This is a genomic window from Peribacillus sp. TH16, assembly GCF_016651095.1.
Classification (GTDB): Bacteria; Bacillota; Bacilli; order Bacillales; family DSM-1321; genus Peribacillus; species Peribacillus butanolivorans.
Genome location: NZ_JAEKEM010000002.1, coordinates 1,125,916 through 1,148,262 on the forward strand (window position 1 = coordinate 1,125,916; position 22,347 = coordinate 1,148,262).

The 22,347-nt window shown below is 37.9% G+C and carries 25 protein-coding genes; 8 read left to right on the top strand and 17 right to left on the bottom strand.

The genetic code is table 11. The features are described 5' to 3' along the window. Positions 1–123: 123 nt before the first annotated feature. The 3 genes from JFV29_RS05420 to JFV29_RS05430 all read right to left on the bottom strand — a co-directional run bounded on the left by JFV29_RS05420 (position 124) and on the right by JFV29_RS05430 (position 3,689). Positions 124–351, bottom strand: a complete 228-nt coding sequence (locus JFV29_RS05420) for a hypothetical protein (RefSeq protein ID WP_098175462.1) — start codon at positions 349–351, stop codon at positions 124–126. A gap of 73 nt (positions 352–424) precedes the next feature. Further along, positions 425–1,630 carry an EAL domain-containing protein gene (locus JFV29_RS05425; RefSeq protein ID WP_201181623.1) on the bottom strand — a complete coding sequence of 402 codons (1,206 nt, stop codon included), beginning with the start codon at positions 1,628–1,630 and terminating at the stop codon, positions 425–427. 202 nt (positions 1,631–1,832) lie between these two features. After that, a complete protein-coding gene (locus tag JFV29_RS05430) occupies positions 1,833–3,689 on the bottom strand; it encodes an SLC13 family permease (protein ID WP_242485305.1) in 1,857 nt (618 codons plus the stop codon). Between the two features lie 158 nt (positions 3,690–3,847). Here JFV29_RS05430 and JFV29_RS05435 point away from each other — a divergent pair, with 158 nt between their 5' ends. Beyond that, positions 3,848–4,708, top strand: coding sequence for a metallophosphoesterase (locus tag JFV29_RS05435; RefSeq protein ID WP_056530593.1), 861 nt, complete (start codon positions 3,848–3,850; stop codon positions 4,706–4,708). Positions 4,709–4,885: 177 nt separating this feature from the next. Here JFV29_RS05435 and crcB read toward each other — a convergent pair whose 3' ends face one another. Then, entirely contained in the window at positions 4,886–5,248 is a 363-nt protein-coding gene (gene crcB, locus JFV29_RS05440; protein WP_201181625.1) for a fluoride efflux transporter CrcB, read from the bottom strand. Continuing rightward, complete coding sequence (locus tag JFV29_RS05445) at positions 5,245–5,625, bottom strand: fluoride efflux transporter FluC (RefSeq protein WP_056530599.1); 381 nt, start codon at positions 5,623–5,625, stop codon at positions 5,245–5,247. The genes crcB and JFV29_RS05445 overlap by 4 nt, the downstream gene beginning before the upstream one ends. A gap of 163 nt (positions 5,626–5,788) precedes the next feature. On the opposite strand from JFV29_RS05445, the gene JFV29_RS05450 reads away from it, so the two are divergent. Continuing rightward, complete coding sequence (locus tag JFV29_RS05450) at positions 5,789–6,097, top strand: hypothetical protein (protein ID WP_446728235.1); 309 nt, start codon at positions 5,789–5,791, stop codon at positions 6,095–6,097. Positions 6,098–6,429: 332 nt separating this feature from the next. Next, positions 6,430–6,936, top strand: a complete 507-nt coding sequence (locus JFV29_RS05455) for a YkyB family protein (RefSeq protein ID WP_201181627.1) — start codon at positions 6,430–6,432, stop codon at positions 6,934–6,936. Positions 6,937–7,000: 64 nt separating this feature from the next. On the opposite strand, the gene JFV29_RS05460 is transcribed toward JFV29_RS05455, so the two are convergent. From JFV29_RS05460 to corA, 3 genes are all read right to left on the bottom strand, one after another. Beyond that, a complete protein-coding gene (locus JFV29_RS05460; RefSeq protein WP_201183381.1) occupies positions 7,001–7,906 on the bottom strand; it encodes a chemotaxis protein in 906 nt (301 codons plus the stop codon). A 231-nt stretch (positions 7,907–8,137) separates the two neighbouring features. After that, positions 8,138–8,647, bottom strand: a complete 510-nt coding sequence (locus JFV29_RS05465) for an RDD family protein (protein ID WP_201181628.1) — start codon at positions 8,645–8,647, stop codon at positions 8,138–8,140. 112 nt (positions 8,648–8,759) lie between these two features. Continuing rightward, positions 8,760–9,734 (bottom strand): magnesium/cobalt transporter CorA, encoded by a 975-nt coding sequence (gene corA, locus JFV29_RS05470; RefSeq protein WP_201181629.1) that lies wholly within the window; start codon positions 9,732–9,734, stop codon positions 8,760–8,762. A 159-nt stretch (positions 9,735–9,893) separates the two neighbouring features. Between corA and JFV29_RS05475 the strand changes: the two genes are divergently transcribed. Beyond that, positions 9,894–11,045, top strand: a complete 1,152-nt coding sequence (locus tag JFV29_RS05475; protein ID WP_056530612.1) for an aminotransferase A — start codon at positions 9,894–9,896, stop codon at positions 11,043–11,045. A 101-nt stretch (positions 11,046–11,146) separates the two neighbouring features. Here the strand turns inward: JFV29_RS05475 and JFV29_RS05480 are convergent, their stop codons facing one another. The 7 genes from JFV29_RS05480 to JFV29_RS05510 all read right to left on the bottom strand — a co-directional run bounded on the left by JFV29_RS05480 (position 11,147) and on the right by JFV29_RS05510 (position 17,157). Then, positions 11,147–11,512: a hypothetical protein gene (locus tag JFV29_RS05480; protein ID WP_053345139.1), complete on the bottom strand. Its 366-nt coding sequence runs from the start codon at positions 11,510–11,512 to the stop codon at positions 11,147–11,149. A gap of 67 nt (positions 11,513–11,579) precedes the next feature. Next, complete coding sequence (locus JFV29_RS05485) at positions 11,580–12,446, bottom strand: NAD(P)-dependent oxidoreductase (protein ID WP_201183383.1); 867 nt, start codon at positions 12,444–12,446, stop codon at positions 11,580–11,582. A gap of 47 nt (positions 12,447–12,493) precedes the next feature. Then, entirely contained in the window at positions 12,494–13,279 is a 786-nt protein-coding gene (locus tag JFV29_RS05490) for an SDR family oxidoreductase (protein WP_201181630.1), read from the bottom strand. Between the two features lie 313 nt (positions 13,280–13,592). Then, entirely contained in the window at positions 13,593–15,311 is a 1,719-nt protein-coding gene (gene ptsP, locus JFV29_RS05495; protein ID WP_056530621.1) for a phosphoenolpyruvate--protein phosphotransferase, read from the bottom strand. Then, complete coding sequence (locus JFV29_RS05500; RefSeq protein WP_053345137.1) at positions 15,311–15,577, bottom strand: phosphocarrier protein HPr; 267 nt, start codon at positions 15,575–15,577, stop codon at positions 15,311–15,313. The genes ptsP and JFV29_RS05500 overlap by 1 nt, the downstream gene beginning before the upstream one ends. Before the next feature lie 216 nt (positions 15,578–15,793). Further along, complete coding sequence (locus JFV29_RS05505) at positions 15,794–16,579, bottom strand: ABC transporter permease (RefSeq protein ID WP_201181633.1); 786 nt, start codon at positions 16,577–16,579, stop codon at positions 15,794–15,796. Further along, positions 16,579–17,157 (bottom strand): ABC transporter ATP-binding protein, encoded by a 579-nt coding sequence (locus JFV29_RS05510; RefSeq protein ID WP_242486116.1) that lies wholly within the window; start codon positions 17,155–17,157, stop codon positions 16,579–16,581. The genes JFV29_RS05505 and JFV29_RS05510 overlap by 1 nt, the downstream gene beginning before the upstream one ends. Before the next feature lie 235 nt (positions 17,158–17,392). On the opposite strand from JFV29_RS05510, the gene JFV29_RS05515 reads away from it, so the two are divergent. Further along, entirely contained in the window at positions 17,393–18,220 is an 828-nt protein-coding gene (locus JFV29_RS05515) for a thermonuclease family protein (RefSeq protein ID WP_242486790.1), read from the top strand. A gap of 548 nt (positions 18,221–18,768) precedes the next feature. After that, positions 18,769–19,260, top strand: a complete 492-nt coding sequence (locus JFV29_RS05520) for a sigma-70 family RNA polymerase sigma factor (protein WP_201181636.1) — start codon at positions 18,769–18,771, stop codon at positions 19,258–19,260. A 51-nt stretch (positions 19,261–19,311) separates the two neighbouring features. Here JFV29_RS05520 and JFV29_RS05525 read toward each other — a convergent pair whose 3' ends face one another. Continuing rightward, positions 19,312–19,506 carry a hypothetical protein gene (locus JFV29_RS05525; protein ID WP_201181638.1) on the bottom strand — a complete coding sequence of 65 codons (195 nt, stop codon included), beginning with the start codon at positions 19,504–19,506 and terminating at the stop codon, positions 19,312–19,314. Positions 19,507–19,962: 456 nt separating this feature from the next. Between JFV29_RS05525 and JFV29_RS05530 the strand changes: the two genes are divergently transcribed. After that, on the top strand, positions 19,963–20,139 hold the full coding sequence (locus JFV29_RS05530) for a YkvS family protein (RefSeq protein ID WP_082527747.1): 177 nt from the start codon (positions 19,963–19,965) through the stop codon (positions 20,137–20,139). Positions 20,140–20,344: 205 nt separating this feature from the next. Next, entirely contained in the window at positions 20,345–20,971 is a 627-nt protein-coding gene (locus JFV29_RS05535; protein ID WP_201181640.1) for a hypothetical protein, read from the top strand. A 56-nt stretch (positions 20,972–21,027) separates the two neighbouring features. Here JFV29_RS05535 and JFV29_RS05540 read toward each other — a convergent pair whose 3' ends face one another. Beyond that, positions 21,028–22,071, bottom strand: a complete 1,044-nt coding sequence (locus JFV29_RS05540) for a YkvI family membrane protein (protein WP_057213407.1) — start codon at positions 22,069–22,071, stop codon at positions 21,028–21,030. Between the last annotated feature and the right edge of the window lie 276 nt (positions 22,072–22,347).

Here is a 22,347-nt window from a genome sequence, read left to right on the forward strand (position 1 = left end):
GAACAAAGCCAAACTACAAAAAATACTAGATCAAAGTGCATTCTGAAACCTAATTAAACATGTCTTACTTTTTTGTATTAAAAAAAGAAGATTTCATTGTACTGAAATCCCCTTCTCACTCTTTTATTGAAATGCATAGTAAAAAATAAAACCGGCAATTAAAATTGTTCCAATGAAGAGAGAAACAAAAACCGGGTTCCTTAAATAAGGATGTTCTTTAACAGATTCATCGATACTTGAATCATATCTCTCTTTTACTTTCTGTGTCTTTGCTACAGAATATGTATAAAAGAGCAGATATAACGCCATGATTATTACGACTATGAGTAGAATCCAGATATACGTGCTCAAAATATGTCTCCTCCAAGCGCATTATTTTTGCTTATCGTTACACATTTTGAGCAATTATATACAATAGTTATTTTTATAACAATGCTTCATTTTCGTATAGATAGCTATATGATAGATCAAAGAATATGTATTCCTTATTATTCAATGGATAAGAAAAGGTTCGAATGGTTTCTCCTGTTTCAATATCACTGTATAAATCAGATAGAATTCCTTTTTTTTCATTGCGCATCTTGACGATATTTTCTAGGAAATAAGGTCGCCAGCTCCAATTTTTATTCATATAATTAGGCTGTACTATCCATTGCCCATCCTTATTAAGAATATTAGGGGATTTTTGATATCCCTCTTCATCACAAATATAAAGACGGAATCCTACTGAATCTAATTTTTTTGCCAAAATCCCGAGAAATTCTTCATGTGAGCCAACCCGCTTTTGCTGTTTTAAAAAGGTTTGCATATTTTCGTTGAATTGCAAAGTCTTTTGATAAACAGCTTCCAGCTTTTTTGTTTCTAATGAAATAAAGGACTGACATTCTTGATGGAATTTTTCACGAAGTAAATCTTTATTAATGAACTCGCCGTCCGGTTTAGCCAAAAAATAACCTTGATAATAACGGCCTCCGTTCTTCCAAGCAAAGCGGAGCTGGTACTCAGACTCAATGTTCTCAAACAATAAATTGGCGCCGATTTTACGAGCAAGCATGCTTAGAGAAAAAAGGATGACCTGATACGCATCTCCACCTGAAATACGGAGTTGGTTTAAGTTAACTTTTAAAATATTCGGAGAAATCTGTGCAATTTGATCAAGCTGGGTATCTTTCCCTAAATGATCGAAAGCTATTTTGATGCCATATGTTTTAAAGTAAGAGAGAACATGCTGTAAAGGATCAAAGTTTTCCGCACTGATAGTGTCTGATAATTCCAGAACAATCCGATGCATTTCTTCCGGTTGAAAATGACGATGCAAAATCTCCATGAACTCTTCTCCATGATCTAGCATAAGCATATTTGGATCTCTGTTAATAAAGATAAGAAAGTCTTCCCCATAGTCTTTTATTCTTTCAAGGGCTATTTCTAGAACGTAATTATCCACTTCCACTCTATACTCTTCCGGCACAGAAGAATCGTGAAAAAACGTGCCAAGACTTTTATATTCTGACTGTTCCTCATAGCGTCCTAAAATTTCATAACCGATAACTTGATGCTGATCTGCGCTGAAAATCGGTTGAAAGAATGGTGTCACCCTGTCTAAATTCTTTAATATTTTTTCTGCATCCATGATGTATTCCTCCTAATTACGAAACACCAATATGCAAAAATTATACCATTAGTTTCTATTGTTGATAATAAATAATTTTAATTCCTACCCAATAACTCCTTTTTATTTTAGTAATATTTTCAGCCTCCTAATTGTTTTAAAATAAAAAAAAGATTTCCAATGAAAAAAGGCATTGTCCATTTACAGAACAATGCCTTATGCATTAAAACGGAAAAAACCATGGAATCGTGATGACCATAATAACACCGATAAAGACTTGTATGGAAATCCCAATCAGGATAAAGTCCTTATACTTATAATCGCCTGCTGTCATGACAAGGGCATTTGTCGTAGCAACCCTTGGAGTGGATAACGACAGACTGCCTGCAACAGCAAGACATAGAAACACAGGAACAGGATCAATTCCTTGATTCACCGCGGAAGTTAAAGCAATAGGTGCCATGATCACTGTCGCTGCTCCATACGGGATAAACTGGCTTAAAATTAAAGTCAGGAGATAAAAAACAGCTAATACACCATGTGCACCGATATTACTGAATAGCACTGCCAGCCAATCACTTATCATTCTCACGCCACCAGTATTGTCCAATGCAGCTGTTATTCCAAACATAGCTGCAATTAATAGTACAGGCTCCCAATTTATCTTTTGATAGGCATCCTCCATGGAACGGACACAGCCGGTGACTACCATCAACAAAGCAGCCGTCAATACCGATAGAACAGCAGGAATAGACTCTATCGACAAAAGTATGACCATTAGTGCAGTAATGCATAAAGCAATCCATGCTTTAGCCTTAGATTCGACTGTTAATCCATCATCTGAGGTGCTGCCTATTACAATAACATCCTGTAAATCCGAGGAGATCCTCTCGATGTTTTCCCATTCTCCATGTATCAGAATTGCATCGCCAGGTTTTAGCCGTTCAGTACCAACATCCGCTTGAATATATTCACCATTCCGATTAATTGCCAATACATTACATTGATATTTTTCACGAAAATGAACGTCAATTAGTGTCTGATTCTCATAATCCGAATTCGGAACAATCAAAATTTCAGTCAATCCAAATCTACTGCTCAGAAAATGTTTTTTTATTTGTTCAGTGTTAAAGTGTTTAAACTCTAGTTCATAGTTAAGCGCCAATCTCTCAACAGATTCTTCCTCTCCAAACACCAGAATAATATCATCAGGATGAAGTACTTCATCCGCTCTGGCCGATATCGTTAGTTGTTTTTGCAACAGCGGCAATTGCTTATCTTTTGGTTTCCGCTGAATTTCGATCAAAGTTAATTCATACTGAATAGGAAGCTGTAGGTCGGACAACCTTTCTCCAACAATATCGGAAGTAGCAGGTATGTGCAGATAGTGCAAACGGTCATACACTTTGTACATACCAGCAAGTTCCCCTGCAGACAACCCTTTTACACTATTGTTGGCTGCAATTGTTTTTTCCGGAAGTAACAGACGGCCAAGCGTTAACATAAAGAATAGACCCGATGCAAAAGCGATTAAGCCTATAGGTGTAAAATCAAAGAAAGATAAAATTTCTATACCGTTTTGCTTTAATACATCAGCTACAATCATATTGGAGGGTGTTCCAGTCAGTGTTAGCAGCCCACCAATACTACATGCATAGGCAAGTGGCAATAAATACCTTGTCGGGCTAGTTTTTTGTTGTAAAGCCATACTCATTACGAGCGGGAGCAAAATGGAAACAATACCTGCGCCACTTAAAAACGCACTTAAAATTCCTGCCGTCACCATGACAATTAACAGCGATTTCCATTCACTTCCACCACAAAAGCCTAACAGCTTATTTCCCGCTTTCTCTACAATTCCTGTATTTAACAGACCAGCCCCTACGATAAATAATCCCGCAAGCATTATTACGACTTGATTCGCAAACCCAGCTATAAGTTCATCCAATGTAAGTATTCCCAGTAATCCCAATATTGCTAGTGCACCAAGTGCAATTAAATCCGCGCGGAATTTTCCTTGTATAAAAAGCGCAATTGCGCATAGAAGTATAATCAGTGTAATAAACATTGGTTCGATCATCATGTTACCTCCGTATAGATGTTCAATTTAAAACCGGATATTCTTAAACTCCAGTTTACATGTTTTTCATATGCGTATAGAAGATATTTTCTTCATTTTATGTATATTGTTTGTTAATATGAGGAAGTAACATTTTAAAATTAGATAGGTTGATTAATTTGAGTGAATCCATTTCCCGAAGAACATTCTTAAAAAAAGGCCTTCGCACATTGGCTACCGTAACTGGATTAAGTATTGGCGGAGGGTACTATGCCCACAATGTGGAACCAAAATGGCTAGAAATCAAGCATAACATTATCAGCCACCCTCTTATCCCAAAAGGTTTTCATGGTATGAAAATGATTCAATTCAGTGACACTCATTTAGGCTTTCAATTTCAGCTTAATGATTTACAAGCAATTGTCAATAAGATAAACCAATTAGATCCGGATGTTATTTTATTTACCGGAGATTTAATGGACGAGCCTAATAAATACAATGCTCAACAGAAAATCCCGCCTGTTTTAAATCAGCTCAAAGCGCCTCTTGGAAAGTTCTGCATCTACGGTAACCATGATCATGGGGGGTATGGCTCTGAGATATACAGCGATATCATGAAGAAATCCCATTTTACCATGTTGCAAAATACCTCTACTAAGATTTCATTACTAACGGCTGAAGAAATTTACATAGCCGGGGTAGATGATGCGATGCTTGGACAACCAGATTTTGAAAAAGCCCTTTCAGGAATTCCAGAAGAAGTGTACGTCATTATGCTTTCGCATGCTCCTGACCTTGCTGACATATCAAGTAAGTACAACATCAAATATCAAATAAGCGGTCACAGTCATGGAGGCCAAGTACAAATTCCTTTTGCAGGAGCCCTTGTCACTCCTCCATACGCAGAAAAGTATCGTGAAGGCACGTATGAAATTGATTCGTTAACATTACATGTTAATAGAGGGCTTGGCACAACTCGGCTTCCGTATCGTTTTCTTTCACGTCCTGAGTTAACAATTTATGAATTCCAGGCAGAATAGTGAGATGAAAAGTTCACAGAGGAAAGTCGCCAGACTTATTAACAAAACCTGTGCGAAGAAAACAACTGGTTACTCTTCATTATTCCTAATGTATCCTTTTGAATTATAGCATTAGAAGAATAATTGAAAAACCAGGATTTTTTTACCAGAAAGACATGGAGTAAACAAAATAAAAAGTTATATCATACTTAAATAACCACATAGGAAAGTACCAATACAACCTAAAACCGACACTGTTACATAGATAAGACTTTCTATGTAACGGTGTTTTCTCATAAGTTCGAGCGTTTCCATACTGAAAGTGGAAAATGTCGTAAATGCTCCTAAAAAACCAATTGTAAGAAAAGCTTGCAACGATAAAGCCCAATCTTCTTTATTAGGAAAGATGATTCCTAAACCAAAAGAGCCTATTAGATTAATCAGTAAAATACTAATAGGAATGGAGCCTGTTGGCAACAGCTTATTAAAAATAATTTGTAATACATACCTCGAGGCAGCACCCAAAAAACCTCCAATAAAAACTGAAAGAACCTGAATCAAACGGTCTCACCTCTTCGTCTATCAAAAAAGCTCAGTCCCAGAAAACCTGCAATTAAACCAAATAAAACCGTGGCTCCCAGATACATTCCTGTATAAATCAATGATATCTGCAAAAGATTCACTATTTCCTGTGAAAATGTGGACATCGTGGTGAATCCCCCACATAGCCCACTGCCCAAGGCTAAAAAAACAAGCGAATTTTTCTTTGTAGCAAAATAGCCGTTTAACAATCCAAGTATAAAGCTTCCTACTATATTAATTAAGAGGGTTCCAAATGGGAAGAAGGAGTGGGCAGTTGTCAAGATAACTAAATAACGCAGCAACGCTCCGACTGCTCCTCCAAAACCTACGGCCAAAACACTTTTAAACCGTAACATTGTAATCACCTCAAATTTTTTCTCACAAGTAGATTCATTATAACAGATTAAGATGATACAGGCTCTTTTCTGAAAAAAAACCATACTATGTAAAGAATTTGAGAAAAGGAGGCTATTTATGCAAACACAGTATTTTCCTTACTACCCCTATCCACAAACTATAATGCTACAGAATGAATACCGAAATGCATACGCGAATGAATACGGAAATGAATATGGACCTGAACATTGGAATGACGAACGATTCTTTCCTTTCTTTCCTTTATTAGCGCCTGTTGCTTTTGTTGCAGGATTAGCAATAGGCCCCTTGCTATTCAACAACCGTCCACTTTACCCGCCATATCCTCCTCCCTATCCGCCCGCTTATCCTCCTTATCCTGCTTATCCTGCTTATCAAGGTTTTCAGGGCTATCCGCAACAATTTGGCGCACAGGCTGGAGTGTCTGAAAATATTAATATATATACTCATTAACGATTGCACAGAAGGCGTCAAGAAACGCCTTCTTTTTTCTTTTCCATAAAGTTGGTACAACCTGTTTCTCTTGTCTTCATTCTTAGTGAAGGATTGGTGTGAATAGAATTTTACTTCCTTATATATTTTGAAGTGGTATAATATGAAATGCATAGATGGTAAAGTGTTGGGAATGGATTGTCATACCCTAGAGATGTAAATGCATTTATTTTCATATTATAATCAGGCTAATAAGCACGCCGTCTCTATTTATTATTACTATAAAAACAGGAAATTATTGAAGGAAGCCTGTTTCTTTCCTTCTCACCTTATGAAGAAAAGGAGTTTCTATAATGAACCAAACGAAAGGACATTCTGAAATGGATGAGTTTTCGATTAACTCCCTTGCCCAGGCCGTGTTTATTGTAAATAAACATGCGAAGACTGCATTGGAACCTAAAAATTTATATAATTTAAAACGGCTTGCATTAAACAAGCTAATGCAAGAAGGAAAAGCGAAGAAGATTGGACTTCATTTCTCTGATAACCCTCGCTTTGCCGCACAACAATCCGACGTAATTGTCGAATGCGGATCATATGTTTTTCACCTACCTCCTACTAAGGAAGACTTGAAAAAACTACCCCACCTCGGCAGCAGGGCAGCATCCATACGGAACCCTAAAGCCTCCTTGTCATTATCCAAGGCAAAGCAAATCTTACAATCTTACGTTGGACAAGCAGGTGAAAAGCAGCCGAACTCTACCAATACTGAGAAAAGGCCTTACGGACGGGGCCCGGTCAAACAGCCATTTCATAATCCATTTCCCTCCTCTTTTTTAGGAAAAGGTTCCAAGTATTAAAGGGTAAAAATTGGATAATAAAAACGGGACGAGAGATTATACACCCTCGGCCCGTTTTCCAATACTATAAAACAAATTTGTCTATCAAATCTATTAGAGCAGCAATTTCTGGTTTGCTGATTTGTGCATCAGCCCTGACGACTTGCCCTTTATGGCGCAGGCTATCCGTAATCAATGAGGAGAAAATAATGACTGGCAATACAGTAAGTTCGCTATTTTCCTTGATTCTTCTAGTTAGATGATGACCGTCCATTTGAGGCATCTCAATATCAGTAATCACCAATTGCACTTCTTCAACAACCTGCTTTCCTGATTCGATCAAACTCTCTAAATAATTTAATGCATCTAGCCCATTTTCATAAAACACTAGGTGTTTAAACCCCGCTTCTGACAATGTATCAAACAGTAGCTTTCTCAGTAATGGAGAATCCTCTGCAATAAGTATTCTCTTTTCTGAATTTTGCCGGTGACCCAGCTTTTTAACCTGCTGGACGCTGATTCCTGAATCCGGATTGATTTCAACCACTACTTTTTCAAAATCAAGTAATAAAATCATTTCACAGTTTAATTTTATTACACCGATAATCTGACTTTCCAATCCCTGATACATATCCGAAGGCTTTTCAATTTGAGTCCAAGAGATGCGGTGTATCTGTGTCACCGTATGGACATGGAACACCACTTTTTGCTGATTGAATTCAGCGACTATGAATTTATCTTGCTCTGGTGTTCCCGATGCTGGAAATCCTAGGGCATCCGCTACATTTACAACCGGTAGTACCTCCCCGCGAAGCTCAATAATTCCTTCAACATTTGGATGTGAATGAGGAACAAGCGTGATATGTACTGGATTAATGATTTCCTTTACCTTAATTACATTAATGCCAAATTTATTCTTTCCTATGCCGAATTCAACAATCTCTAGCTCATTCGTTCCACTTTCTAGTAAAATCCCTTTATTTGCTTCCATTGCTTTATCTCGCCCTTCCCTTACTTTTTCATATATATCCATTATCTAAAAAAATATTTTTTTTGGTCAAATAGACCTACGATGATATTTTAAATGAACTCATACCTAATAATTCGGTTTCTTTCGTCTTTTGTTTAGTGCAATGGTAAGAAAAATAGAATCAAGAAGAGATTATCTATTTAAGCCAAACAAAAAAAGGGAGCTCATATCAGAGTCCCCTTTTTTCCATGATCATTTTTTGACTACTACCGTTCCTGCAATCATATCGTGAAGTGCCTGTTTTTTCGATGTAAACCCTGCCATGATATAGCCGATATAAAAGATCATCCCTGATATGATCGTCGCAAAATAACGCCCTGTAGCTCTACCAAACCCTATTCGTCCTCCATTTAAATCCGTCACTTTAATATTTAGGAGTATTTTTCCGACGCTGCCTTGCCATTTCGAGGAATGTAATAAAGTATAATAAAGAAAGCTTATAAGTAAAGATAAAAATAGAATGATAATTGCTCCTGCCATGAAAACGAATATATCACTCAATGATGCCTCGTAATTAGGATCGATTGTCGATTCCTGTAATTCCATCATCGCGCCACTCCAAAAAATACTTACAATAACCGATATGATTCCGGTAGGGATTCCGATTATAATACCATCAATAATATTCGCGCCAAAGCGCAGCCAAAATCCAGCATACTCTCCTCTTTCCACTGCTGGCCTTTCAACAACCCCAACTTCCATTCAAACACCTCATATTCATAAATTTGGTATTTTATTCTTTTTTTAAATTATATCAAAATAAAGTATCAAATTAATATAGATTTCATTGAAAAAGCTGATTGGCTGGATATTTTTAGCTCTTTCTTGATCTTTTTCTAGGATTCAGCCAACCTTTTTTAACAAAGTATAAAAACATCATCAGCGCAATTCCCCCCATCATTCCGAGGACCAGGAAATAGCCATAGTGCCAGTTTAATTCGGGCATATATTGAAAGTTCATCCCATACACACCTACTATAAAAGTCAGCGGCATGAAAATGGTAGTAATGACAGTCAAAGTCATCATCGTCGAATTCATATTATTAGAGTTAACAGACAAATAGCTATCCCGGATATCAGATGAAAAATCCCGGTATGATTCCAACATTTCCGTTAATTTAAGTAGGTGATCGTAAACATCATTAAAATACAGATGCTGATCTTTTAAATAATTAAGCCGCTCGGACGAAATCATCCTGTAAAGTAAATCACGCATCGGTAGTATAGTTCGGCGAAGTTTTGACATATCCGTACGTAAATCAAATAACTGATCCATCAAGTCTGTAATGGTTTCATTTTCGGTATTATCCTCGATACTACTTAATTCGCTTTCCATTTTATATACAGGTGGAAAAAATTCATCGACGATCCGATCAATCAATCTATGCATTAGAAAAAAAGGACCCTGCTTTAGCATGTTATTTTGATGGATTTCCTTCCACACCGTCTCAAGTTCCAGCAGCTCCTCCTTATGAAATGTGACTAACCATTTTTCGCCCACAAACATATCAAGTTCGACAGCTCTAAAGACCTTTTGCCTGAGAGCATGTATAACAATAAATTGGTACTCCTCATAAAAATCCATTTTTGGACGCTGGTTAAAGTCATCCAGACAGTCTTCAATAGCCAGCGGATGAAAGTGAAAATGACTCGATAAAAGTTCAATTTCCTTTTCTGTAGGATTTGAAAAATCTACCCAATACCACTCAATATCCGGATTATTCATTTCTACTAGTGGCAAATCAAAATTGACTTCCTGATCTGAAGTTATAGCGCAAGTCCTTATCATATGTATCAACCCTCAAAATTTTCTTAATTCTCATTATACCTTTATTTCATTAATCTCAAAAAGTATTTCTCCCCCATCCAAACTAAATGATAAAATAGAGTGAATCCGTCAAACATAGTACATAATCTCATGAAGTATGAAAAGGGAGGATATTCATAGATGGAGCATTTAGTAAACCCTCTAGTAAAAGAAGTTCAAATATCAGGAATCCGTAAATTTTACAATATGGTCGCAGATATCGAAGGAACCATTTCCTTAACGATAGGACAGCCAGATTTTCCAACCCCGCTGCATATTAAAGAAGCGGCCAAACAAGCTATTGATAATGATTATACTGTTTATACTCATAATGCCGGTTATTTAGAATTAAGGGAAGCCGCATCTGAATATGTAAAAGATAAATACCAGCTTACCTATGATCCAGCGAATGAAGTCATAGTGACTTCAGGTGCAAGCGAGGGTATCGACGTTACATTCCGGACTATTCTCACCCCCGGGAATGAAGTGATACTCCCTGGCCCTGTATATCCAGGTTATGAACCGATTATCAAAATGTGTGGAGCAGCCCCTATCTATGCGGATACAACCAAAAATGGATTTCGTTTAACTGCAGATATCATTGAACAATACATAACTGATAATACACGATGCATCGTTCTGCCGTATCCTTCAAATCCAACTGGAGTCACATTGTCTGCTGACGAATTAAAGGATATCGCCGAGCTCGTACGGGGCAAAGATATCTTCATTTTGGCGGATGAGATATACAGCGAGCTCGTATTTGATCAAAAACATGTATCGATTGCCACTTATTTAAAGGACCAAACCATCGTCTTAAACGGTTTATCCAAGTCTCATTCGATGACCGGTTGGAGAATTGGCCTTCTATTTGCGCCTGTAGCTATCTCTCAGCATATTCTAAAGGTCCATCAATATAATGTGACCTGTGCCTCTTCCATTTCTCAAAGGGCTGCTCTGGCTGCTTTAACAGCTGGCAAGGATGATGCCCTTCCCATGAAGTCCGAGTATGCCCTGAGAAGAGAATACGTATACAACCGCTTACAAGCAATGAATTTAGAAATAGTCAAACCAAATGGTGCCTTTTACTTCTTTGTGAAGCTGCCTGAAGGTTTCACTTCTTCACTTGAATTCTGTCTCAAACTTGTGAAACAGGAAAAAGTGGCTGTAGTCCCCGGTGATGCTTTTTCATCACTAGGTGAAGGGTACTTTAGGATTTCATATGCGTATTCAATGGAAACTCTGAAAATGGCTTTAGACCGTATTGAAGCTTTTTTACTTAAGAATAATTGAACAAAAAAGTGGCCTTCAATTGATTGAACTATTGAAGGCCACTTTCCTATTCTTAAAAATTTTCATGCTACTAACAATTCTCCACAAAACTTTTTATTTGGTTAATATAATCTCCGTAAAAACCGAATTTCGCGATAACCTTCTTCCTTATTTGTTGTCGTAAGGCTCACCTCAACGATTGATCCAAGTAAATCTGCCATCACTTCTTCAAATTCCTTTGCGGAGCGCGGCTTCGAATGACCTAAACTTTTTAACTCACGCATCAGAATCTGGAAACCGGCATTTGTTTCAATATGGCTGAATTTCACCGGTAGAATTAGTGGACTTTCATTCATTAATTTTAACTCCCATCGAATGGGCTTTGTTTGGTTAATGGTTTTTTCGCGTTTAAAACCTTCAATCCGGACAATGTATCGGCCATCTTCTAATTCTTGAAATTTCATGTTAATGTCATCGAATTCGCCCATAAACGATCGCTCCTTTTTGTAAAGGCTGTCGCTTTCAGCTTATTCAAAAGAAAGAGAAGGTAGCACTTTATTTATTATAGTGTTTATATAAAGCCTGAGTACCGCTATTTTCCTCGCCAGCCTTTGCAAGGTTCTCATATAAGGATTTGCTCAAGGTTAATCCAGGAGCATCCATTCCCATTCTTTCCGCTTCATCAAGTGCAATTTTCATATCTTTAATAAAATGCTTGATATAAAAACCAGGTTCAAAATCACCTTTTACCATTCGAGGTACAAGATTAGACAATGACCAGCTTCCGGCAGCCCCCGATGATATGCTCAGCAGAACGCGGTCTGGATCCAAACCGGCCTTTTTGGCATAAGAGATCGCTTCAGTAACCCCGATCATATTAGATGCAATTGCAATTTGATTACACATTTTCGTGTGCTGTCCCGATCCCGCTGGACCTTGATAGACAACATTGCTGCCGATGATATCAAAAATTGTCTGAATAGCTTCGAAAGCCTTTATGTCTCCGCCGACCATAATGGTAAGTTTTGCATCCCGTGCACCGATATCCCCTCCAGAAACGGGGGCATCAAGTGCTTCCATGCCTTTTTTCTTCGCTTCTTCAGCTATTCTTACGGCCAAAGAAGGCGTGGAGGTAGTCATATCAATTAAATAGGTACCCTTTTTCCCATTCTCGATAAGCCCATGTTCACCAAGATATATTTCTTCGACATCGCTTGGGTATCCAACCATGGAGATAATTACGTTAGTTTGCTGTGCGATTTCCTTAGGTGTTGTTGCCCATTTTGCCCCCTGAGAGATTAGATCGCTAGCCTTTTCTTTCGTCCTAGTATAGACATATACCTCATATCCTGCCTTTAGTAGATTTCCGGCCATGCTTTTTCCCATTACTCCTATACCAATAAATCCGATTACTGTGTTCATTTTCGTCAAGACCAATCTCCTCAATTCTACTTATATTAATTACTTTATTAAATAGACTTTACCATGCCTCCATCAACTAAATAGGACTGGCCAGTTAAGTATGTATTAGCCCCTGAGACAAGGAAAGTAACGAATCTCGCAAATTCCTCAGGCTCCCCATAACGGCCAAGAGGGATTTTATTTATCGATTTTTCAGTAATTTCTTCAGTAGTGACTCCCTGTTTCTCTGCATTAAATTGATCAAGGTGCTGAATGCGGTCTGTTGCGATTCTACCCGGACCAACCGTATTGATTAATATCTGGTCTGGAGCTAACTCAGTTGCTAACGTTTTTGATAATCCAACAATTGCAGTCCGGAATGTATTCGATAATACAAGTCCTGGAATCGGCTCCTTAATAGACGAAGAAGCAATATTAACAATTTTACCACCTTGTTTTTTTAGATGTGGCAGGCTCTCTCGAATCGTCCGAATGAAGCTCAGTAAATTCAGTTCGAAAGATTGTTGCCATTCTTCATCATTGAAATCAGAAAATGCACCCCCTGGAGGACCTCCAGCGTTATTAATAAGGATATCAATACCCCCAAACTCTACTGCAGTTTGCTCAACTAAGGTTTTAATATCTTCAGGTTTTGTTATATCCGTTACCATATAAGCCACTTTGCCTGCCCCAAGCTGTGATAATTCTCTTTGCACAACCGCAAGTTTTTTTTCATCACGGCTGGCAAGCATGACATTGGCTCCTTCTTTAACTAGTTCTGCCGCTATTGCCTTCCCCAATCCTTGGCTTGAAGCCAAAATCAAAGCATTTTTCTTTTGCAAATGTAAGTCCATTCCAACTCCCCCATTTTCATTAAAATATACTTTCATTATATCGTTTCATTTGAAAAGTGAAAAATCTGAATAATCATTTTTCATGTGTTTTTTTGAAGTTCTCTTAAAACACACAAAAAATTGCCGGTTGGGAAGCCCAACCGGCGTCAAAGGGGGAAATGAGAATGTCAGCTGCTCTAATCGAGCTAAACAACTGTGCTTGCTTTTATATACCCACATGGTGTTTCATTAAACATATTTTTAAAAAAGTAATATAAAATTTTACAGCACTTCATCCGAGGATTTCTCTGTGGATGAAGTGCTGACTTTTTGATTATATATTTACTGCTTTAAGTACAGCTTCTTTCACTTTATCATTTGTATCCATCACCAAAACATCCTGAGACAGTTTTTTCATCTCATCAAGCGAAAGTTGGCTAATCAAGGAGCGTGCTTTTAGAATCGAAGTGGCACTCATGGAAAATTCGTCGAGACCCATTCCGATTAAAATTGGAATAGCTACTTCATCTCCTGCCATCTCGCCACACATTCCAGCCCATTTTCCTTCTTTATGAGCTGCATCAATGACCATTTTAACCAGGCGTAGAATCGCTGGATTATATGGCTGATATAAATAAGAAACTCTCTCATTCATTCTATCAGCAGCCATTGTATACTGAATCAGGTCGTTCGTGCCTATGCTAAAGAAATCGACTTCTTTAGCAAAAATGTCTGCCATAACTGCAGTTGATGGAATTTCAACCATGATTCCGACCTCAATTTTCTCAGCAACTTGGACACCATTATCAAGTAATTCTTGCCTCACTTCTGCCAAGATGGCTTTAGCCTCCCGGAATTCAGATAATGTAGCAATCATCGGAAACATGATCTTTAAGTCTCCGTAGATACTTGCCCGAAGCAGGGCACGAAGCTGGGTCCGGAAAATCTCTTGCTCATTTAAACAGAGACGAATCGCGCGGTATCCAAGGAATGGATTCATTTCCTTAGGAAGCTGTAAATATGGCAGCTCTTTGTCTCCGCCTATATCAAGCGTTCTGACGACAACAGACTTTCCTGCCATCCCTTCCAGTACGGTTTTGTATGCTTCGAACTGCTCTTCTTCACTTGGAAAGTCATTTCTGCCCATATAAAGAAACTCCGTCCGATATAAGCCGATTCCTTCACCGCCATTTTGGCGAACACCTTCTAGGTCCTTAGGCGTGCCGATATTGGCAGCCAGTTCAACATGATGACCATCTTGTGTAACCGTTTGTTCATGAACTAGCTTCGCCCACTCAGCTTTTTGTGAAGCATAGGCTTCCTGGGCCTCTTCATAGCGTTTCACGAGTTCAGGAGTAGGATTAATATGCACTTCACCCTTCAAGCCATCTACAATGATCAAATCGCCATTTACAATGGAATCGGTTACCGATTTAGCCCCAACTACAGCTGGGATTTCTAATGAACGTGCCATAATTGCTGAATGAGATGTACGTCCACCGATATCGGTCGTAAATCCTTTAACGTAAACTGGGTTCAATTGAGCTGTATCAGAAGGCGTCAAATCCTCAGCAATGATGATCACTTCTTCAGCAATCATGCTAGGATTTGGAATATGTACGCCTAAAAGATGCGACAGCACCCGTTTCGTAACGTCACGAATATCTGCAGCACGTTCCTTCATATATTCATTATCCATTTGTTCAAACATAGTAATGAACATGCTTGCAGTTTCATGTAAAGAAAACTCAGCATTGACGTTTTCCGATTGAATTTTATCCTGAATTGGAGTTATAAGTTCCGGATCAGCCAATACAAGTAGGTGTGCGTCAAAAATGGCAGCCTTATCTGCTCCTAAATCCTGTTCGGCTTTATCCCTTATTACTTTTAATTCAACTGTTGATTTTTGAATAGCTTCCTTAAAACGGGATATTTCCGCCTCGACATCTTCTATGCTTCTTTTTTCAACTGATAATTCTGGTTCAATTAGTCGATAGGCTTTAGCGATGGCTATTCCGTTAGAAGCTGCTATTCCACTTATCAAAGTGGACATTATTCTGCTAATCCTTCTCTGTTCAATGTGTCAGTTAGTGTTTTAAGAGCATCATTTTCATCGCTTCCTTCAGCAGAAATAGTAATTTCTGCTCCTTTACCAATACCTAGAGACATTACACCCATAATAGACTTAAGGTTCACTTTTTTCTCTTTATGTGCAAGGTTAATTTCTGAATCAAACTTTCCGGCAGCTTGTACAAGCAATGTAGCTGGACGAGCATGTATACCTGTTTCTGCAGTTACTGTAAATGTTTTTTCTACCATATAAATCAATCTCCTTTAAGATAAAATAACAAAAAATAGGTTATGTAAGCGGTATTCCCTATTCAGTTAGAAAAAGTAACGAAAAAAGAAATGCCCTCTTCCTTTTCAGAATAGCATTATCATACCCAACAAACAAACCAAAACTATCTAGTACCTAAAAAATAGTACAAAAATATGGATAGAACTGCAACTATTACTTTTCAGGTTCTTTAATGTTTAAATGGATAGCTGTGCATTTTTGGTAAAAAAAGCTCTAAAACTCAGCATAATGAAAAGAATCACAGTTAGCGAAACACTGCCGAGAATACCAATCAGTATGGCAATTTGGTACTCAATTGCGATGAGTGGACTGATCCCCGACAGAATTTGCCCTGTCATCATTCCTGGAAGGAAAATAATTCCCATACCAAGCATATTGTTCAGGGTGGGCAGCACGGCTGAATCAAATGCTGCATCGACATATTTTTTGACCGCTTTTGCTGGAGTGGCTCCAAGCATCAACATTGCTTCTACCTTCTCACGATTACTAGTAATCCCGTCATGCAGGTTTTTTAACGCTAATGTAACCCCAGTCATCGCATTCCCGACAATCATTCCTGCAATCGGGATAAAATACCTCGGCTCATACCATGGAGTGAAATGTATGACGACTAGATTAAAATAAAACAAAGCGGCCAAGGGGCCCGTCAGCATACTAAGAATAACCATTCGTTTTATTTTCTTATTAAGCGTAAATGATATTTGCTTAAAAATATTATGGATTGAGAAAAGGGACATCGCACATAAAAACCCTATAGAAAGTAATGGGTTTGGATTTTCAAATATATACGTCAATACATAACCGGCGAGAATGAGTTGAACAGTCATCCGAACCGTAGCGAGAATGATTTGCTTTTCCCGTGAAATGCCGCGCCACTTCACGATAATAAGAAGCAGCACAACAAATAGATAGGCCGCACATAGACGCCAGAACTCAATATCTATTATCCCGTTACTGTCCATTAATAGTCCCCCTCCTTCGTCTTTTTCAGAATGATCATCTTTTCAGCACATATGTCCGCAAGTTGTTTGGAATGGGTAATCATGATGACCGTTCCTTTTCCTCGCTTCACTTCTGCTAAAAATCTGCTCATGACCTTCAATTCTGTTTCCTCATCAAGCGCAGCTGTCGGCTCATCCAGCAAATACACTTCGGGTTTTAACAAAAGTAATCTTGCCAGTGCCAGCCTTTGTTTCTCACCGCCAGACAGAATCTCCGCATCATCGGATAAAGACTTCTGCAATAGAACCGTATCAAGGGCTTTCACGAACTCTGCCTTCGATTTCTTTTCTCTATCTGTCAATTCTAGACCCAATTGAAGATTTTCTTCAATCGTGCCCGGTATAGTGAAAGGTGTCTGAGACAGCATCGTGACCTTACGACGATGCTCTATCGGATTAAGGTTATCTAGCAACTGATCTTGATAAAAGACCGAGCCGCTGTCCGGTTCATTTATTCTGTTCAATAATCGGAGCAGTGAAGTTTTTCCGGCTCCACTTTCTCCAGTCAAACAAGTAACCCTATTTGCTGAAATTTTCATACTATCAATATTTAAAATACCTTTATATCTAATCTTTTCTAGCCTAAACATACTTTTTCAAGCCTACCTTTCATTATCCACGATTTTATTATAAGAAACATTCGTCATAGTAGATAGTAAAGTTTGTAAAAACTTGATGAGTTTTCATTTTCTTTCCCATTTTAATAGGTTAGTATTATTCCTGCCCACATATCCATGACTACATGGAAAATATCTTTGAACTGGAGGCTTAATAATGAACCGTAATTCCTTATCTCATTCTTATCTGCATGTGCTTCTCCTAATTGCCATCTGCATGATCACTTTATTTGGCTGCCAGGAGGTATCAGATAACCTAACTAATGAATCAACTAAACAAGAGGATTCGACGTCCAATTCAGACACAAAATCCAGCAGCAATTCTTCAAATGAAGAAAAAGGCAAGACGTTCACGGCCAAGATTGTCAGGGTCATCGACGGAGATACAGTAAAAATTAAACTGCCGAGTGGAAATGAAGAAACGGTCAGGCTTCTATTAATAGATACACCAGAAACCGTACATCCCTCTAAGCCTGTTCAGCCTTTTGGACCTGAAGCAAGCAAGTTCACCAAAGAGTTAATGCCTGCAGGCTCGGAAGTCGAAGTAGAAACCGGCATCAGTGAGAGAGATAAATATGGACGGCTGCTAGCCTATTTTTATGTAGATGGAAAAATGGTGAATAAACTCCTGCTTGAAAAAGGACTAGCCCGTGTCGCCTATGTTTATGCCCCGAACACAAAATATATTGATGAATTAGAGGGTATTCAGAAACAAGCCCAAAAAGAAGAAATAGGCATCTGGTCGATAGAAAACTATGCAACCTCAAAAGGATTTGATGATTCGAATACTGAAGTAGTAACAGAGAAAAAAAACGCTAAAAGCACATCTTGCAGTAAACCTGAAATTAAAGGTAATATAAATTCTAAGGGCGATAAAATCTATCACATACCTACTGGCCAATATTACGAAATAACTAAACCAGAAGAACTTTTTTGTACCGAACAAGACGCTCTAAATGCTGGATTCCGTAAATCGCAGCGTTAACAAAATACATCACCCTGAATTATTTTTGCTAGATCTCACATAAAATACAAAAGGTGAAATGGGTACATATCTGTTCTTAGTATTAGTTCCCGCTAGGTAAAATTCCAGACTAATCTTCAACTTCTCAAGAAAGTCGACCTCTATCTATTACTTACTTTTATAATTAATAGTGATGACATTAAACTGCGTGAGAAAATTATCTGGTAAAAGAAAAGAATAGCCTCATATGTTTACGGCTTTACTTTGAATGAAGATGAAAAGTCATCAACCAGATCTGAAAACCTGTCGGAAAATGAATTAGTATATTTATTTAACACATCCAAGCATTTGGATGTGTTTTTTATTTGATCATCCCGAACATACAAAACACCTTACAATACTTCTAAATTTCACCTTTCACTTGATTAAGTTACTATTTAAAGTCATAAAACTCATCTTTTATTTCATCCATTTTACCATTAGGCTATTTCGCTATTGCTGGGAGAATTACTTAAGGTAAAAGCACCCGGGAATACATGTAAAGTGCACTTTTCCAAAGGTGTTGCCTAATGGAAGATTTCTCAGCTGTAACGGTTGAATTCACCCCGATGATTCATCACATTATCCGCTCTCTCTCAATCTATAAAAATAAGGATGATTTTTTTCAAATTGGTTTGATTGCCTTATGGGAGTCATATGAGAAGTTCAATGAAGAAAACGGAAAATTCTCGAACTTTGCTTATACCGTAATAAAAGGCAGGATCATTAACGAGCTAAAGCGTCATCATAAATATGAAACACATACCAGGCCCTTTGATTCCGCTATCCTTGAAGTTAAGGACCGTTTTACAATGCATGAAGAGGCTTTCGTTTTAGAAAATATCTTAATCTATACGGAAACCTTGACACTAAACCAGCAACGGTGGCTACTCCAGACATTTATTGGGAATAAAACCACATCCGAAATTGCTGATATGTATCAGGTAACCACTGCAGCCGTTAAATCATGGCGCAAATCCGCCCTCCTTAAATTAAGGAAAAAAACGGATTTTTCTTGGTAAATAGGAAAAGGGGTGGCTCATCATACTGAGCCACCCCTAATATCCATTCCCTTAACTTCTCGCTTCTTCTAAATAAGTATAAATTATTTCACCGTTATGCTGGGCATTTCCTCGAAAATGTTTAAAGTCTTCTCTTTTCACAAGCACTTCACGAAAACCTAAAAAGTCTTCCTTTTTTATCCTGAATTCATCCATTTCAAGGTTTGCCAATTTATCAAGTACATCTTTCGCTTCTTGAGCATCCATTCTAATATCCTCCTTAATTTTTAATCGTTTCAATAATAATCAGACAGGAGAAATTCCGTTTCTATTTTAACATAAGCCTAACTCCAAATATAAATCAGATTTTTTTGTTCCTTACTTTACTACATTATTCTTTACGAATCACCCAAAATAGTGCAAACTGTATAGTAAAATATCATAATGTAAATTGATTGGCATTTTAAATACCATCTATTTACATACAGGTTGGCATAGCTGCGCTTACATAAGATACCAAAATATGCCATATCATTACTACTGCTTTATTCAATTTTTACTTTCTTTAAAAGTTCAACCTACTGCTCTGCCGACCGAAGAGATATCTAATTCTCTTACTTGCACTCCCCAGGTCAAAATCTAAACGGCAAGATGTTCGAATAATCCAATTACTCCATAGTTACTTTTTGATCATTGAAAATGAAATGGGAAAGGATGATTACCATGAAGAAAGCGGAAGTCGGAAATATCATTGAATTTAGAGAAGGCTTACAAGGAATCGTCGAGAAAGTGAACGAGAACTCAGTAATCGTGGACGTCACGTATATGGAAAATTACCGTGATTTAGAACTTGAACAGAAAACGGTCGTCAATCATAAGAACTATAAAATCATAGGGTAATTTAACGTAATCAAACGGAATGGTTTCTTAAACCATTCCGTTTTCACTTTAGTTAATTAATAATTCGTTCAAATCTGTTATTTTTTGTAACTTTTTTTCATTTCATACCGTCTATATATAAAAGTTGATTCGTCACCAGACCTTTGGAAGGCATGAAATCACTTAACACACATTAGAAAACATTCCAGAAAGTTGAGGAAAAAAGATGACTAATTGGACACCTTTTTTAGGTGGAGCCACATTGGCTGCATTTCTGCTGACTGGCTGTGGGACAACCACAGATGAGAAGACGGCTGAGCCACAGGAAGATTCAGTGAAGGAAGAGAACAAAGGCGGTGCTTCTAATGGCAATGATAGCAGTTCCGACCATAACAACAAAGTAAGACTAATGGAACAAAATCTGCAATATACAAGTAATGGGGAGGCTAAAGAAGAAACAGCTTTCTTAAAAAATAGCGATAATCAACCATTCAGCCTCTATGTTCTGCAGCAATATAAGTTAAGTGCTGAGGAACCAGGTAAAGATATAGTATTCCTGACTACAGATGACTCCATTTTTATGAGAATTGAATTATTAACGGGTGATGTTAATTGGGATGAAGTCGAAGAAAATGTCCAAACCCAACTTAAAAGTCTTTCAGAAACAATTGAGGATCCAGCACTTGACGTTGATAACGGGGCAGGATTTGAAGTCGTAAAAGGGGATGATGTGATTACATCCATTTTGCTCAAAAGTGAAAAATCCCCTGTCCGCTTAACAATGTTCACTAAGAGGAATCAAGATTACCGAGATGCCTTTCTAGAGATGGCTAAAACGCTGATGAGAAAATAATAATTCATTGACTCCAGACGGAGGGAAAAGCTCCTATCTTCTTTTCCCTCCATTTTTCATTTCTCCTTCCCTGCCTTGCTTTTCCAGACCAGCATTAAAAAAAGCAGACTTATGTATCCAAATACCGGATAGATATATCCTAATAGCCTTCCATATCCGTATTCACTGATGATCAAAGCTATTAAAAAAATAATAGCTATGATTAGCATGCTTGGTACTTTAACATAGCTGCTAATTTGCCTTTGTAATCCATAAATATTCCCAATAACCGAAGTGAAGATTTCCCCGTAAATCACCAAAATAAACATCCAATATAACTGCCCAGCTGCAGTTCTCATAATAACCGCCGAGGGAATTTCATAGCTAGTTACATCTGGAAGTGTCATAAGTGAAAAATGCCCAGTTAGTAAGATTATTGTGAGAAAGATACCACCAAGGATGGCCCCATGCTTAATAATCTTTTCGTCGCGGACTTCATTGGCAACCGGAACCAGAACGGCCTGCGCTAAAGCCAGGTTAAAGGCTGTATATGCAAATGGAGAGAAAATCATTTTCAAGGAAATCCCTTCATCAGGAACTTGCGTAAGAAAAGACAAAAAGTCACCATTTCCCAAAGTAGAGAAAAAGAGAATCAAACTAAAACAGATCATGATTGGAACAACAAAAGAATTGACTGTAAAAACGCCGCGCATCCCCATCATCAGAACTAATGATGCCAAGATGATGGTAGACCAGCTTCCCACACTTTTAGGAACGCCAAGTTGTTCCTCGAAAACTGCCCCTGAACCCGAAATCATGACGGCCGTCACACCTAACAGCATGATAAGGAAAAAGATATTGATGATTCCTGCTAACTTCTTACCGAATAAAAATTGATTGAACTCTTCATAAGAAGTAGCTCTTATCCTTGTAGAAATAAGCATGATCTTCGTTCCGGTAAAAATAAAAATATAACCTGCTATTAAAATCCCGATAAAGCCATAAATGCCATAACGGGTAAAAAACTCGACAATCTCTCTTCCAGTTGCAAAACCAGCTCCAACGACTGTACCTACATAAACGGCTGCAATCTGAAAAATCCCTGACCACCTTGACAGCATACTTTCCCCTCCTCCCTACATTTATATGTCAGGTGGAGGCATTTAAGACAAGCCAAGTAATATTCCCTATTGATTTAGGCTCTGTAAAATAATCTTGTTGATATTAAACTCTTTCAAACAATATATAAAGTAGACTTATTTTAGAGCTGCCCCTTTTAAACTTTCTAAGAACATTAACCTTTAACACAGCACTGAGTAAATGAGAAATGAATAGTATCTAATAGCCCAAAACAATAGATACAAGTTAGTTCACTTGGCAGGGAACGTAAAAAAACG

Coding starts and splice junctions, on each gene's coding strand:
- JFV29_RS05425 (WP_201181623.1), bottom strand. CDS start 1,630: ATGGATGCAGAAAAAATATTAAAGAATTTAGACAGGGTGACACCATTC.
- JFV29_RS05430 (WP_242485305.1), bottom strand. CDS start 3,689: ATGATCGAACCAATGTTTATTACACTGATTATACTTCTATGCGCAATT.
- JFV29_RS05445 (WP_056530599.1), bottom strand. CDS start 5,625: ATGTTACGGTTTAAAAGTGTTTTGGCCGTAGGTTTTGGAGGAGCAGTC.
- JFV29_RS05450 (WP_446728235.1), top strand. CDS start 5,789: ATGCTACAGAATGAATACCGAAATGCATACGCGAATGAATACGGAAAT.
- JFV29_RS05455 (WP_201181627.1), top strand. CDS start 6,430: ATGAACCAAACGAAAGGACATTCTGAAATGGATGAGTTTTCGATTAAC.
- JFV29_RS05460 (WP_201183381.1), bottom strand. CDS start 7,906: ATGGAAGCAAATAAAGGGATTTTACTAGAAAGTGGAACGAATGAGCTA.
- JFV29_RS05465 (WP_201181628.1), bottom strand. CDS start 8,647: ATGGAAGTTGGGGTTGTTGAAAGGCCAGCAGTGGAAAGAGGAGAGTAT.
- corA (WP_201181629.1), bottom strand. CDS start 9,734: ATGATAAGGACTTGCGCTATAACTTCAGATCAGGAAGTCAATTTTGAT.
- JFV29_RS05475 (WP_056530612.1), top strand. CDS start 9,894: ATGGAGCATTTAGTAAACCCTCTAGTAAAAGAAGTTCAAATATCAGGA.
- JFV29_RS05480 (WP_053345139.1), bottom strand. CDS start 11,512: ATGGGCGAATTCGATGACATTAACATGAAATTTCAAGAATTAGAAGAT.
- JFV29_RS05485 (WP_201183383.1), bottom strand. CDS start 12,446: ATGAACACAGTAATCGGATTTATTGGTATAGGAGTAATGGGAAAAAGC.
- JFV29_RS05490 (WP_201181630.1), bottom strand. CDS start 13,279: ATGGACTTACATTTGCAAAAGAAAAATGCTTTGATTTTGGCTTCAAGC.
- ptsP (WP_056530621.1), bottom strand. CDS start 15,311: ATGTCCACTTTGATAAGTGGAATAGCAGCTTCTAACGGAATAGCCATC.
- JFV29_RS05500 (WP_053345137.1), bottom strand. CDS start 15,577: ATGGTAGAAAAAACATTTACAGTAACTGCAGAAACAGGTATACATGCT.
- JFV29_RS05505 (WP_201181633.1), bottom strand. CDS start 16,579: ATGGACAGTAACGGGATAATAGATATTGAGTTCTGGCGTCTATGTGCG.
- JFV29_RS05510 (WP_242486116.1), bottom strand. CDS start 17,157: ATGAAAATTTCAGCAAATAGGGTTACTTGTTTGACTGGAGAAAGTGGA.
- JFV29_RS05515 (WP_242486790.1), top strand. CDS start 17,393: ATGAACCGTAATTCCTTATCTCATTCTTATCTGCATGTGCTTCTCCTA.
- JFV29_RS05520 (WP_201181636.1), top strand. CDS start 18,769: ATGGAAGATTTCTCAGCTGTAACGGTTGAATTCACCCCGATGATTCAT.
- JFV29_RS05525 (WP_201181638.1), bottom strand. CDS start 19,506: ATGGATGCTCAAGAAGCGAAAGATGTACTTGATAAATTGGCAAACCTT.
- JFV29_RS05530 (WP_082527747.1), top strand. CDS start 19,963: ATGAAGAAAGCGGAAGTCGGAAATATCATTGAATTTAGAGAAGGCTTA.
- JFV29_RS05535 (WP_201181640.1), top strand. CDS start 20,345: ATGACTAATTGGACACCTTTTTTAGGTGGAGCCACATTGGCTGCATTT.
- JFV29_RS05540 (WP_057213407.1), bottom strand. CDS start 22,071: ATGCTGTCAAGGTGGTCAGGGATTTTTCAGATTGCAGCCGTTTATGTA.